This window comes from Nostoc sp. UHCC 0251, from assembly GCF_034932245.1.
In the GTDB taxonomy this organism is placed as follows: domain Bacteria; phylum Cyanobacteriota; class Cyanobacteriia; order Cyanobacteriales; family Nostocaceae; genus Nostoc.
This window is the reverse complement of record NZ_JAYGHD010000010.1, coordinates 1-15,676: the sequence shown is the minus strand read 5'-3', so window position 1 is coordinate 15,676 and position 15,676 is coordinate 1. Positions and strand designations below refer to the sequence as shown.

Genomic DNA, 15,676 nt, shown 5'->3' with positions numbered 1-15,676 from the left:
CTAATCACCCAAATAAGCTTAATGTTGAATATCTGTTTGTATCTTTTCTAAGTTGATAGTTTTGTTGAAAGTCTGTTAATTTATTTAAGCTTGTCATTACTGTATCGAAATCTAGACCAAAATCAACGAGACAAGCAATTTCATCTACGCCAATTTCTTTCAGACGTGCAATTGTTTGACGACAACTTTCTGGCGTACCAATTAACACTCTACCTTGTTGAAAATATCGCTCAAAAGCAAATTCTAAAAGTTGTTGTCGATCCTCTTCTGTAAAACTTTCGGGATTGAACTGAAAATTAATGCGTTTAGCTAAGTTCTCAACTAAGCCAAAATGGGTTTTGAGATAATTACAAAAAGGCTGTTTTACTTGTTCTTTAACTAATTGTTCGTTATCTCCTATATAAGTATGCATCATCAAAGACACTTTGCAACTTTTGGGATCATGGCCATGTTGAGCCAAAGTACGACGATAAAGAGATATTTGTTGAGCTAAATCATCAATAGTGGCATATAACAAAGAGGTTAAAACATTAGAGCCTATTTTACCTGCGCCAATAAATGTAGCATCTGCTTGGCAAGTAATCCATATAGGTACTTGAGATTGTATAGGACGGGGAAATGTTTTTATCTGAACTTTATTGCCTGAACCATTAACAAATTCAATTTCTTCACCGTGCCAGAGTTTTTGTAAAATTTCGATGTCACGCCACATAACTTCTTTACGTTCAGCATAATTTTCTGGACGTAATAAAAAATCATCTGCGTGCCAACCCGGTGCAAAAGAAAGTCCAACTCTACCATCAGATAAGTTATCAACTACAGCCCATTCTTCGGCTACTCTGACAGGATGTTGTAATGGCATTACAATACTACCTGATCTGAGTTGAATTTTCTCTGTCACCATTGCTAAAGCTGCACTAATCACTGAGGGATTGGGATATAAACCCCCAAAAGGATGAAAATGGCGTTCGGGAGTCCATACTGCTGTGAAACCGTTTTTATCGGCAAGTTTAGCTGTTTCTATCAAGAGTTTATATTTCTCTGATTCGGTTGTCGAGCCATCGCCGGAAAAGTAGAGGATGCTGAATTCCATATTTTATGAAAGTTTCGCGCATAGGAGCATAGATGCAAATAAGGACATACAAACTTAAAGTTTATTTATCTAACTGGCAATTCTTGGGCTATTTGTCTTTGAAGTTCTTCAATAGACAGGTTTTCTACTTCTGCTAATAGTTTTGCGATTTCATCAAGCTCTTCTGATTGTGGTTGTTTTTCGAGGATGACATTAGCTAATTCGCTAACTGTTGGTGCATCAAAAAGGAGGGTACGTAGCGGTAATTCGACTTGAAAAGCTTCTCGGAGACGAGAAATAGTTTGGACTGCCAGTAAAGAATGTCCACCTAATTCAAAGAAGTTATCATGAATCCCTACTTTTTCAATTCCAATGAGTTCTTCCCAGATATCGGCAATAGTTTGTTCAATTTCATTGCTAGGAGCTATATAAGTATTTTCTTGCAGAGTCCGTGAATGTCTGCTGGCAGATATTTGACAAGAATTTACTGGCTTTTGAGCTAATGATAAAGATAAAGCTAATTGATTGAGTTGCTCAATTCCTACCTGTAAATCTTGCGTAGAAACTATAACTTGAGGTAAAGATGTTGCCAAAATTCGGCTAAAACAATCTGCTCCTTCTACTGGCATAATAGCATTTTTTAAACTTTCTTCACGCCAGTTTTTGATTTCATCAGGAACACTAGTATTAACTGCCATCCCAACTTGCTGCCAAGCGTCCCAGTTAATAGCAACTGTAAATCTGTTATTTGTTACTGTATTCCAATGAGCAAAGGCATCTAAAAAGGTATTTGCAGCACAATAATCTACCTGTCCAAATCCTCCTTGGATTGAACTTAAGGATGAACAAAGAACTAAGAAGTCTAAATTGATGTTTGTGAGAACATTATTTAGAATTACTGTTCCTTGAATTTTGGGTGCAAAAACTTTTTCGGCAATTTCTGGTATTTTGAGTTGAATCATCCCTGCACCAGCAATACCAGCAGTATGGATGACACCATTAATTGTACCAAAACGTTCTAAAGATTGCGCGATCGCACTCTGCATCTGTTCCTCATTCGTCACATCAGCAGCCAGTACCAATACTTCTGCACCTGATGCTTCTAATTGTTTAATTTTGTCGTTATCAGATGGGAATGAACGTCCTAATAAAACGAGTTTGGCTTGTACAGTTTTAGCCAGATATTCAGCCAAAACTAAACCAATACCTCCCATACCGCCTGTAATTAGGTATACTCCACCTTGACGCAACCGGATTTGATTTTCGGTAGCGGGTTCTAATGAAATCGGCTCAAATATTTGTACCCAACGGTAATTATTCCGATAGGCAATTCTTGAATCTTCTGATTCTGCTGTTAATTCTGCTAGTAATTGCCCTAAAAAATCTTCGCTTACTGATGATTTTTGCAAAATATCAACCAGACGACAACTAATATTTTGATATTCTTGAGGAATTACTTTGCAAGCACCTAATATAGTTGTCTTTTCAGAAAATAATTCTTCATCACCTGTAATTTGATGCAGATGATTAGCAATAACAAAAAGTTGAATCGCATCACTTATTTGTTGCTGTCCAATTGCTTGTGCTAGGTAAACAATACTGTAAAAACCTAAATTTTGAATGGTTTCCCAAGATAAATCTTGTGATTGGGTAAGACTCCATAAGTGGGTAATGGTATTGGGAGTTTTTTCTTGTTGCTGTAACTGTTGTAGTAAGTTCTGATAATCATCCGCTTGAGCCGGATTGATAGCGTATGTATTGGTATCAAGTTGAGCAAATTTTTCTCCTACTTTGACAGTAATTACATCTTTTCCAAGTTGTTGTAATCGTTGAGCAAGTTGTAAACCTATGCCATATTCATCTATAAAAATTAGAGAATAACCAGAGGTAATATCCTTTGTTTTGACAAGAGGAACTCGTTTCCAAGAGGGAATATAAAACCAGTCACTAATGTTAGGTTTTTTACCCTGTTTGCTTTCAATATCAGATAGTTGAGTTTGTATTTCTGGTTCAATCCAATAACGCTGACGTTCAAACGGATAAGTCGGTAAAGGTACGCGGTAGCGCTGTTCATGGGTATAAAAACCAGACCAATTTATCTCAACTCCTGCTAGCCAAAGCCGTCCTAGAATGTTAAGTAAGAAATTAACATCTGATTTTTCATCTTGGGGATGACGTAAAGAAGGTAATACAACTTGTCCAGTGGCTTGTTGGGTGTGTTGTTTGACAAGAGTACATAAAGTTCTTCCTGGCCCTACTTCTAAGAGTATGCGATCGCTTTCTTCCAGCAAAACTGATAAACCATCTGAAAACTGTACTGTTTGACGTAAATGCTGCGCCCAATAATCTGGAGATGTTGCTTCTTGTGCTGAAATCCAAGTACCTGTCAAATTAGAAATAAAGGGAATTTGAGGAGGATTAAGTTTGACTTTTTTCAGTTCCGCTATGAATGGTTCTAACATGGGTTCCATCATTTGGGAGTGAAAAGCGTGGGAAGTATGCAAGCTGCGACACTCTATGCCCTTAACTGTCAGCTTTTCAGCTATTTTGTCTATTGCATCATAGCTTCCAGAAACCACACACAAAGAAGGTGCATTACTAGCGGCTAAAGCTAAATCTTCATTGAGGAAAGTTTTAACCTCTGCTGCTGATGCAGAAACAGAAAGCATTGCACCCACAGGCATTTCCTGCATCAATCGCCCGCGCACAGCAACCAAAGTTAACGCATCTTCCAACGACATCACACCAGCAAGACAAGCGGCTACATATTCCCCAATACTGTGGCCAATCATCGCTTGTGGCGAGATACCCCAAGATATCCACAGTTGAGCCAAAGCATACTCAATTACAAATAATGCTGGTTGTGCTAAGGATGTCTGCTTGAGTTGTTCTGTTACTTCTTTTTCAGACTCGTGTGGATAAATAACTGAATGTAAATTTAACCCTAAATGCGGTTTGAGTAGCAAACAACAACGATCCACCTGTTCCCGGAATGTAGGCTCAGTCTGGTAAAGTTCTTTACCCATTCCCACATACTGAGCGCCTTGCCCAGGAAACATGAAGGTAATAGAACGCCCAGTTGGTTCCTGAAAGTGAGTTAATACTTGTTGAGGATCTATAGTTTCTAAAGCGTTTATTGCTTCTTGAGTACTTTGACAAACCACAAAACGGCGATAATCAAATACCCCACGCCCTACTTGCAATGTGTAGGCTACATCTGCCAAATTCAACTCAGGATGCTGTCTGAGGTGTTGAGCAAGATTCTTAGTCGCAGTTTCTAAAGCCGAATCAGTTTTCGCTGAAAGTACTAACAACTGATAATCTCTCTTTTGCTTCTCCACTCTGGTAACAGAAGGAGCTTCTTCTAGAATGACATGAGCATTAGTCCCACCAATACCTAGAGAACTCACTCCAGCACGGCGTGGTGTAGAAGTTGCACTCCATTCAGTCAGCTTTGTATTGACGTAGAAAGGACTATTAGCAAAATCAATTTCTGGATTGGGTTGTTCAAAATTTAAGCTAGGAGGAATCAACTTATGTTGCAAAGCCAAAGCGGTTTTAATTAAACCTGTCACACCAGCAGCAGCGTCTAAATGTCCAATATTTGTTTTCACAGAACCGATCGCACAGAAACCTATTTTTTCAGTCTCCGCCCGAAAAACATTTGTTAAGGCAGCGATTTCTATAGGATCGCCTAAAGCGGTTCCTGTTCCATGAGTTTCGATATAGGTGATTGTTTCAGGTTCAACATCAGCCAGGGCTATTGCTTCGGCGATCGCTTCTGCTTGTCCGTTGACACTTGGCGCAGTGTAGCCGACTTTACTAGAACCATCGTTATTGATGGCACTACCTTTAATTACAGCATAGATATGATCACCATCTGCGATCGCATCCGATAACCGCTTTAACAACACCACTCCGACACCATTACCAATAATTGTCCCTTTTGCTTTGGCATCAAAGGCGCGACAATGACCGTCAGGTGATAAAATTCCTCCTTCTTGATGTAAATACCCTGTTTTTTGGGGTACACGAATTGAAGCCCCACCAGCCAAAGCCATATCACATTGATAATTGAGTAAGCTTTGGCAAGCTAAAGCTGTGGCTACTAAGGAAGTAGAACAAGCCGTTTGTATTGTGAGGCTCGGCCCAGTCAGATTTAATTTGTAGGAAACGCGAGTAGACAGAAAATCTTTATCATTTCCAATTAGTTTTTGGAAACTATGCGCTGAACCAATTTGGTCAATATTTAACTTAAATGGCAAATAGTTATTTAAACTAGCACCTGCATAAACTCCAATCTTACTTTCGCATCTTTGAGCGTCATAACCAGCATTTTCTAATGCTTCCCAAGCACATTCTAAAAATAATCTATGTTGGGGATCAGTCATTTCTGCTTCTTTAGGGTTAAAGCCAAAGAAAGCAGCATCAAATAAATCTATATCGTCTAATACAGCGCCAGCTTTTTTATAGTTAGGATTCTTGAGTAATGATGGATCTACTCCAGCTGCAATTAACTCTTCATTACTAAATTGAGAAATTGCCTCAACTCCATCACATAAATTTTGCCAAAACTCTGCAATATTTTTCGCGCCTGTAAACCGTCCAGACAAGCCGATAATGGCAATACTTTCCATAACTTACCTTTTTTGAATTACCTAAAATTATTCCTTTGCTTCATGAGGAATTGATTGCGTTGGTTCATAGCTTCTCTTTGTTTATCCACTCTTTCGCGCATTTTCCCTAAAGTTGTTAGTGCTGATGATTTTTGGCTCAAATGTTCCGCGAGTGAATTAATAGTTGGATTCTGAAAAATTTCTACAACTGATAAATCTTGATGTAAAATCTCTCGTAATTTGTTGTTTACCTGCACAACCAGCAAAGAATGTCCACCAATGTCAAAGAAATTATCATAAATACCTACTTTTTCTAGCTGTAGTACCTGTTTCCAAACCCTAGCTATAGATTTTTCTACTTCAGATTGGGGAGGTTGATAAGTAGCTGCCAACTCAGGACGTAATTTATCTGGTGCAGGTAAAGCACGACGATCTACTTTGCCATTGGGAGTAAGAGGTAATGCTTCTAAAACTACAAAAGCAGAAGGAAGCATATATTCAGGTAGTTTTTTCTTGACTAAGTTCTTTACTTCATTGATGGAAAAAGTTGCTTTTTGATTAGGAACTACATAAGCAGTAAGGGAGTTTTTATTAGCAATAACTACTGTTTCTCGCACATGAGAATGTTGTGCCAGAACAGTCTCAATTTCTCCTAGCTCAATCCGAAAGCCACGCAGTTTAACTTGATGGTCAATTCTTCCCAAGAACTCAATTGTCCCATCAGCACGATAACGTGCTAAATCTCCTGTTTTGTAAAGGCGTTTATTTGATTCAAACGGACTAGAAATGAACTTTTCGTTAGTTAATTCAGGTCTATTCCAATACCCACGCGCCAAACCCACGCCACCAATATACAATTCACCCGAAATCCCAATTGGAACAGGTTGGAATTGTTTATCTAATATATATATCTGTATGTTGGCAATGGGGCGACCTATAGGAACAATTGTTTCATTGTTGTTAGCTTGGCAGCACCAAGCCGTAACATCGATGGCAGCTTCTGTTGGGCCGTAAAGATTGTGTAATTCTGAGTTCAACCGCTCAAAGAAGCGTTGTTGCAATTCCAAGGGTAGTGCTTCACCGCTACAAATTACACGTTTGATACTATAACAGTTCTCTAGTCCTGGTTCCTCTAAAAACACTTGCAGCATTGAAGGGACAAAGTGCAATGTTGTAATTTGCTGTTGGGCGATGAGTTGGACTAAATAGCTTGCATCTTGATGACCACCTGGTTTAGCTACGACTAAAGTTGCACCAGTAAATAGAGGCCAGAAGAATTCCCAAACAGAGACATCAAAACTGAAGGGTGTTTTTTGTAAAACGCGATCGCATTCTTTTAATTGGTAAGTATCTTGCATCCACAGTAAGCGGTTGCATAAACCCTTATGAGTGTTAATCGCTCCTTTGGGTTTTCCTGTGGAACCAGAAGTATAAATTACATAAGCGATATTTTCTAGCTGAACGCTACTAACTGGGTTGGCTTGGCTGTAGTCAGCAAATGCTGCACCATTAGCATCTATAGTTACTACTTTGGCTGTGTGTGCTGGTAGTTCATGAATTAGATGCGATCGCACTAGCAACAATGATAATTGAGCATCTTCTAGCATGAATGCCAAACGCTCTTTAGGATAGGTAGGATCTAGCGGCAGATACGCGCCGCCTGCTTTCATAATTGCTAATATCCCAATCACCATTTCTAGGGAGCGTTCCATGCAGATCCCAACTAAGGTATCTGGTTTAACTCCTACATTTTGTAGATAGTGCGCTAGTTGATTGGCTCGATTGTTTAGCTCACGATAGGTAAGTTCTAGATTAGCAAAAATCAGAGCGATCGCATCCGGTGTTTTTTCTACCTGTGCCTCAAATAATTCATGGATGCAAGCTTCTTGAGGATACTCAACCTCGGTGTTGTTCCAGTCAAACAGTAGTGTTTGACGTTCAACAGGTGTCAATATTGATAACTTAGAAATACTTTGATTGGGATTACTAACCACACCCTCTAGCAGGGTTTGGAAATGCCCTACCATCCTAGCTATAGTATCTGCATTAAATAAATCGGTGTTGTATTCTAGTGTCCCTGCCAATCCTTCTTCACTATCAACCATTGATAGTAGGATATCAAACTTGGCTGTTGTTGTCTCAAGTTCCTCAGTTTTCCAAATGCTGTTTGCCGTAGGGTTCTGAAGCACAAACATCACCTGGAACAATGGATTATAGCTTAAATCCCGATTTGGCTGTAACGCTTCTACTAGCTTCTCAAAGGGTAAATCTTGATGAGTATATGCCTCAACTGCCACCTTTCGGACTCGTCCCAACAATTCTGTAAATGTGGGATTTCCTTCTAGATTGGTACGCAATACTAAAGTATTGACAAAACACCCAATTAAATGCTCCAGTTCAGCATGATTGCGGTTGGCTATTGGCGAACCAACAAGAATATCTTCTTGACCTGCGTAGCGGTAAAGCAAAGTTTGAAAAGCCGCCAACAAGGTCATAAATAAGGTTGTACCCTCCTGTTGGCTTAACTGTTTGATTGACTCAGTTAATGTTGTAGACAATATAAACTTCTGCTGCGCTCCCCGAAAAGTCTGTATTGGAGGTCTAGGGCGGTCAGTTGGTAGTTGCAATACAGGGAGATTTCCGCCTAACTGCTGCTTCCAATAAGCTAAATACTTTTCTATAACTTCACCTTGCAACCAGTTTCGCTGCCAATACACAAAATCTGTATACTGTACAGGAAGCTGAGGTAGTGGCGAGGGTTTACCAGTACAGAAAGCTTGATAAATCGTAGATAATTCTTGAACTAGTACCTTGATTGACCAACCATCACCAACCAAATGATGCAAATTTATAAGTAAAATCGATTCTGTATGCAAGTGCAGGAGTTTCGCCCGCAACAAGGGTGCTTGTCCTAAATCAAAAGATAACTGAGCCTCTTGCAAAGATAACTTCTGTACTTCAGTTTGCTGTTGTTCATCAGCCAAGTGACCCAAATCAATTTCTGGTAAACTGAATGCGATCGCGGAGCGTGCGTTAAACGCGATCGCATCTGCAACTTTTTGGATGGGTTCACCATCCACTACCTCAAAGCTGGTTCGTAAGATGTCGTGTCTTTGAATAATTTCGTTAAAGCTACGAACCAATACAGAAACATTCAACTTTCCTGTCAAATGAATAGCTACAGGAATATTATATGTAGCTGTCCCAGGTTGGAGTTGGTTAATAAACCACAACTGCTGTTGAGTAAAAGTAAGCGGATGTTGGTTAGTGGCTGTCTCGGCTTTAGAGATGGGCAAATATGCACTAGTCAAATTACTGTTAACTTGGTCTAATATTTGGGTTGCTAACTCAGCAATACCAGCACCACCAAAGAAGTCTGCTACAGATATAGTTACTCCAAAATCAACCTCTATCCGATTTTTTAACTCGAAAACTTTGAGGGAGTCTAGACCCAACCTACTCAAAGGTTGGTTTAGGTCTATCTGGGAAGGCGTTACCCTCAGTACCCGTGCTACTAATTTATGTAAATAAGAGTTTAATGACTGCTGTTGTTTTTCTGATTCTACTACTAGTAATTCTGTGCGTGTCAGACAATCTTCTTCTGTCGTTGTCTGAGCAATTTCCAAAATACTACTACCAACAACCTCTAATGTACCTGCTAAAAATCCTGCTTTGGTAGCCCGACGTTGAATCTTACCACTGGAAGTTTTGGGAATCGTGCCAGCTTTAATTAAAACAACTGCATAAACTTGTACTTCATGTTCTTCTGTAATTGCTTGACGAATAGCAGCCGTCGCTTCATCTATATTAGGTTTGGCACGAAACTCTAATTCTTGTACAATTACCAGACGTTCTTCTTTTTCTACCTCTACTGTAAAGGCTGCAACACTTGTTGCGCGTAATGTTTTATGACTGCGCTCTGCGGTTAGCTCAATATCTTGTGGGTAGAGATTACGTCCCCTGATGATAATTAAATCTTTAGCTCGTCCAGTAATAAAGAGTTCACCATTATGCAAAAAGCCTAAATCTCCAGTCCGTAAAAATGGCCCTGACGCTCTGTTAACTCCCGTGTCTTGGAGGTAAGCGTAGAAAGTTTGCTTTGTTTCTTCTGGACGATTCCAGTAACCATGACCAATACTCGGGCCTGATACCCAGATTTCCCCAACTTCATCGGGATCGCAACGGGTTAAGGTTTCTGGATTAGCAATTACAATCTGTTGTTGTGGTACAACTTGACCACAACTAACTAATGCTATTGAATTTTCTTCATTGGTAGCTGCATCAATTATATGATTGCTTTCTAAAGCAGTTTTTTGTAAGGTTTTCGTTGTTACTAAAGCATTTTTGACACTACCAGATACCATCAATGTAGCTTCTGCCATGCCATAGCATGGGTAAAAGGCTTCTGGACGAAACCCACATTCAGCGAAGGTAGCTGCAAACTTCTCTAGAGTTTCGTGACGAATTGGTTCAGCACCATTAAAAGCTACATTCCAACTACTTAAATCTAGGGTTGAACGTTGTTCGGGGGTAATTTTTTCAATACAAAGTTTATAAGCAAAGTCGGGAGCGCCACTAGTGGTTCCTCCGTAACGAGAAATTGCTTCTAACCAACGATAGGGACGCTGGAGGAAAGCAGCTGGTGGCATCATAATACAAGGAAATCCGCCATATAAAGGTTGTAGTACACCACCAATCAGACCCATATCATGATAAACAGGCAGCCAAGTGACGAACGTACTACTGGAAGAATGTTCCATATATTGACGAGTCACGACAGCATTATGTAGCAGGTTGCCATGACTGAGCATTACACCTTTGGGTGTGCCGGTAGAACCAGAAGTATATTGCAGAAACGCCAGTGTGTCTGTATTGATCAGAGGCTCTTGCCAATCCTCTTCTATACCAGGAGCGAGGTTATCAGTGGCTAGCCAATGAATATTATCTATATCAAATTTATCAGCAAACAAAGTTTGCACCTGAGACAAAATGCTACTTGTCGTCAGGATTATTGCGGCTTGTGAATCTTCTAGAATCGCTAAAATTCTGGGGGTGTTGCGTTGGTTGCGTGGTGGATAGGCTGGAACCGCTACTACACCGGCATACAGACACCCGAAAAAGGCGGCAAGATATTCTAAACCTGGTGGATAAAGTAGTAAGGCACGCTCTCCACTTAAACCTAAGCTTTGCAGTTGAGATGCGATCGCACGGCTACATCTATCTAGTTCTTGATAAGTCACGCGATCGCTTTCTGTTTCCCCATCAGACAAGAATGTGTAACTCAGTTGTTTAGCCTCTCGGCTACTTCTATAACGTAAAAGTTCAACAAGAGTAGAAAAGTCGCAAATGCCTTCAAAGGCATTACTGCTTTGAGTATTCTTATGTTCAGGCATTTAGATGCACACCTAATTCTGGAATGTAACTGTCATAAGCGGTTTAGCTGAAAACTGTACTAGAGGCTTGTAGACTTTTTGACCAAAGTCAGATTCACGCACAGTCTTGTGAGAAATCCGGGTTTAGCGATCTTTAGAGTTCATAAATAAGAATCTTACACACAGTCTTGCAATTTATTCTCAATATTATCTATATCACATTAACGCAAATGATTCTCTTTTAATTTTTATTTTCACAGAATTCTATTAAATTTTTATGCTAGATTCTCTCTGTTTTTGGCAAAATACCATCCTTAAGATAGATGCCTTATATTTGCTTTTAACCAGTAAATTGCTTTTCTAGCCATAGACATGGCACGATAAAATCCATTAAAACTCTAAATTTGCCCTAAAATCATTAAGGCAAGCATCTTGTTTTATTACTTAGCAGGATATTAGTGTATTAAGATACAAAAAATGGAAATTCATATAGCTAGGATGACTTGTCGAGATTTATTGACATAAGTATGCAAAAAATATGTATCTTTTAACTAATTTTTGATAATGTAATAGTCTAATCTTGATAAGACTAGTGCTAATAAATTTTAGTAAGCATCTAGAAAATCAATTATATCAGGGTGCTAACAGCTTATTAACCGTGTGTGAGGAAATAGATGAAACCAGTGCTGTTACTTAAAAGCCTGTTACTGACAGGCTCATTTGCTTTATTGTTAGCAACTTCCGCTTGGGGTGAAGAAGGACAACTTCCTAAAAAACAGCAAGAAACAACTTCTACGGATCAAGAGGCGATTTCTAAACAAACTGCAAATCACCCCTATAGCCTCACAAAAAAGACATCAAAACACAGAACCAAAAATACTCAAAAGCTAGCTCAAGCACCGGAAGCTGTACAAGTTACTGGGGTAAAAATCAACTTAGTTGGTAAACAACTGGAGATAATTTTAGAAACGACTCAAGGGGAACAGTTACAACCTCAGGACAAAGGTGAGGGGAATAATTTTATTGCAGATATTCCCAACGCTCAATTGCGTCTATCGACTGGTGACGTATTTAGTCAAGAAAACCCGTTTGCAGGAATTACAGCAGTTACTGTAAGCAACTTGGATGCGAATACAATTCGGGTAACTGTGACGGGTGAAGCAGGTGCGCCAAAAGTAGAGCTGTTTGATGATAATCAAGGTTTAATTTTTGGGGTGACACCAACTACATCTACTAGCCAGACGCCACCAACAGAACAACCAACCAGTGAGACTCCCCAAATCCAACCAACACCACCAACCACTGAAACTCCTTTAGAGCAACCCACAACCGAGACACCTGAAAATGAAGAACCAATTGAATTGGTTGTAACGGGTGAACAGGGTGGTTATCGTGCAGAAGAAGCATCAACCGCAACTAAGACAGATACACCTATCCGTGATATTCCGCAATCAATTCAGGTAATTCCCCGTGAAGTCCTCAAAGACCAAGGAACAATTCGCGTCCAAGATGCACTGCGAAATGTGAGTGGTTCTACTAGCGCTGGTTACTACCAAGGTTTTAGTGAATATCTTTCTTTACGTGGTTTTGAAGCAAATTTATTTAGGGATGGACTTCGGTCTTATCAGGATTATGGTGGCTTGATTGAAACAGCTGATATTGAACGCATCGAAGTTCTTAAAGGCCCAGCATCAGTATTGTTTGGAGATGCACCTCCAGGTGGTTTGGTTAATTTGGTGACTAAACAACCTCTAGAGCAACCGTTTTATTCTTTTGAGGGAACTGTTGGCAGTTTTAGCACCTATCGAGGTGCAATTGATTTGTCGGGGCCGTTAAATGATAATAGAAGCATACTTTATCGTTTCAATAGTTCTTATGAGAATGCTGGAAGTTTTCGTGATTTTGTAAATTCAGAACGTGTGTTTCTTGCTCCTAGATTAAAGTTTGCGCTTGGTGATAACACCAATTTAACAATAGATGGTTCTTGGTTGCAGGAAAGCCGAACATCTGATGATGGAACTGTAGCAATAGATAATCGTCCAGCAGATTTACCACGGGAGCGTTTTTTAGGTGAACCGTTCCAGAATGTGGAAATAGACGTAACTAATTTTGGCTATTTACTTGATCATAAGTTCAACGACCAATGGTCAATTAGAAATGCTTTCCGCGCTCAATTTGTAAATTCAGAACGCTACTATCCTTTACGAGATTCTCTTAATGAAGAAACGGGTGAATTAAGTAGATTGAGTTATTTTTCTGAGCGCCAAGATAACGCCTATTTAGTTCAAACGGATGTGGTAGGAAAGTTTTTAACTGGTTCGATTAAACATCAACTTGTGTTGGGGTTTGACTATACTAAAAACACCGAAAATGGGACTTTTGGCGACTTTGAAGCTTACCCATCTCTTGATATATTTAACCCAGTCTACGCTCGCTTAGAGTATCCCAAGCAAGAAATATTAAATTTCTTCCGCGATGATAGTCTCGATAAATATGGGTTTTATATCCAAGACCAAATCGAAATTATTCCCCAACTCAAGTTACTGGCAGGCGGTCGATTTGATATTTTTGATCAAACTCGCAGTACACGGAGTTTAGGTGAAGAAAAGCAAGAATTTTCTCAATCGGATAGTAACTTTAGCCCCCGCTTAGGAATAGTTTATCAACCATCTCAAAATATCTCGCTTTACGCGTCTTATGCAACCTCTTTTAAACCTAGCTTTGGTACAAATCGTAATGGTAATGATGAACCATTTGAACCAGAAACAGGTAGGCAATTCGAGGTAGGTGTGAAAGCTGATATTACCCGCAATTTGAGCGCAACTTTAGCATTGTATGACCTCCGCAAGCAAAATGTTACTACTGATGATCCTAATTCATCCGATCCCAACGACCAAATTCAAACTGGGGAACAGACAAGTCGAGGTATTGAATTTGACATTGCTGGGGAAATTACCCCTGGTTGGAAAGTGATTGCGTCCTATTCTTACATTGATGCCTTTGTCAGCGAAGATACTAATTCCGATTTAGTAGGTCGCCGTCGAGATAATGTCCCAGAACACGCAGCAAGTTTGTGGACAACTTATGAAATGCAACAAGGAAGTCTCCAAGGCTTGGGATTTGGATTAGGATTATTTTTTGTCGGCGATCGCTTTGGAGATTTAGACAACAGTTATGTTCTTCCTAGTTTTGTGCGTACCGATGCTTCGGTATTTTACAAGCGCAATAACTGGAGAGCTGCTGTAAATGTTCGCAACCTATTTGACAATACCTATTTCACTGGGTCTGATGGTAGCCGTTTAAGTGTCTACTATGGTGAACCTTTAACATTGATTGGTTCATTTACGATTGAATTTTGACAAAAATAAGGTGTGGGGTATGAGATACCATCATGAATGACAGTTATATCAAAAGAAAAAGCTTTATTCGCTGGTTGCAATTTGGCATTGTAATGTTTTGTACTTTAATGGTTGTTGTAGCTTGTCATCGTGGTGGTTCTATACCTCTTAATGATCACAGTAAAAACGTAGCTTGTCGTGATGTCGAACACGCTGCGGGAATCACCTGTATTCCAGAAAACTTTCAGCGACTTGTGACTCTAGATGATACTTCCTTGGCAAATGCGATCGCACTAGGGATTAAGCCTGTTGGTGCTGTTATCTCGAATTTTTCATCGTATTGGCAAGACAAGCTGACAGGAGTAAAAAACATCGGGACAATTGGCGAACCTAACTTAGAAAGTATTCTCGCACTCAAACCAGATTTGATTGCGGGTTTTGACTATCAACAAGATATTTATCCTATTACTTCAAAAATTGCTCCAACAGTTTTGTTGAATTTTAAACATAGTGGCCAATGGAAAGAGGTATTTACAAATATTAGTGTGGCATTAGATAAGAAAGAAGTTGGTCAGAAAGTAATGAAAGATTATTACCGTCGTCTCGCAGAATTTAAGCAGAAAATGGGCGCTAAGTTGTCAAATCTCAAAGTTTCTGTAGTACGAGTATATCCTAATAATATCAACATTTATTTACGTGATTCTTTCTGCGGAATAGTTTTACAAGATGCCGGATTATCTCGTCCAGAATCCCAAAATTTTACTGCAACAGAAGCAAAACATTTATTTGGGAATCAGATTCAAATATCCATCGGTAATGAATTAATCGAAAAAGCAGATGCTGACGTTATATTCATCTGGACAGCTGAAAATGATACCAAAAGTAATCAAACAGCCAAAAAAAAATTAGAGGAACTTAAATTAAGTCCCCTATGGAAAAATTTAAAAGCTGTAGAACAAAATAAAATTTATATAGTTCCAGACTACTGGATTGGCGGTAGTATTTTAGCTGCAAACGCAATTATTGATGATTTATTTAAGTACCTAATAAATTTTAACGTTAATAAAAATACAGTTATTCCCAGGACACTATTGACAATTCTAGGATGACTTTTGCTTAAGTTTTAACTAAAATAGAAAGAGGAAAAATATTAAAGTGTAAGTAGAACATCTGGAAAAAACCAAACTATGTGAATAAAGGTTAAGTGAACTAAAACCCTCTTCCCTCCTGCCTTCTCCCAAGGGGAGACGCTAAAAGCGATCTGCCTCCTGCCTAAAC

The 15,676-nt window shown here is 39.3% G+C and carries 5 protein-coding genes; 2 read left to right on the top strand and 3 right to left on the bottom strand.

Annotated features, from left to right (window positions below):
- Positions 1–4: 4 nt before the first annotated feature.
- The 3 genes from VB740_RS02625 to VB740_RS02615 all read right to left on the bottom strand — a co-directional run bounded on the left by VB740_RS02625 (position 5) and on the right by VB740_RS02615 (position 11,081).
- Positions 5–1,093 carry an LLM class flavin-dependent oxidoreductase gene (locus VB740_RS02625; RefSeq protein WP_323198531.1) on the bottom strand — a complete coding sequence of 363 codons (1,089 nt, stop codon included), beginning with the start codon at positions 1,091–1,093 and terminating at the stop codon, positions 5–7.
- A gap of 65 nt (positions 1,094–1,158) precedes the next feature.
- A complete protein-coding gene (locus VB740_RS02620; protein ID WP_323198530.1) occupies positions 1,159–5,709 on the bottom strand; it encodes a type I polyketide synthase in 4,551 nt (1,516 codons plus the stop codon).
- Positions 5,710–5,726: 17 nt separating this feature from the next.
- A complete protein-coding gene (locus VB740_RS02615) occupies positions 5,727–11,081 on the bottom strand; it encodes a non-ribosomal peptide synthetase (protein WP_323198529.1) in 5,355 nt (1,784 codons plus the stop codon).
- A 653-nt stretch (positions 11,082–11,734) separates the two neighbouring features.
- Between VB740_RS02615 and VB740_RS02610 the strand changes: the two genes are divergently transcribed.
- Complete coding sequence (locus tag VB740_RS02610; protein WP_323198528.1) at positions 11,735–14,419, top strand: TonB-dependent siderophore receptor; 2,685 nt, start codon at positions 11,735–11,737, stop codon at positions 14,417–14,419.
- A gap of 32 nt (positions 14,420–14,451) precedes the next feature.
- Complete coding sequence (locus VB740_RS02605; RefSeq protein ID WP_323198527.1) at positions 14,452–15,507, top strand: iron-siderophore ABC transporter substrate-binding protein; 1,056 nt, start codon at positions 14,452–14,454, stop codon at positions 15,505–15,507.
- The last annotated feature ends 169 nt before the right edge of the window (positions 15,508–15,676 follow it).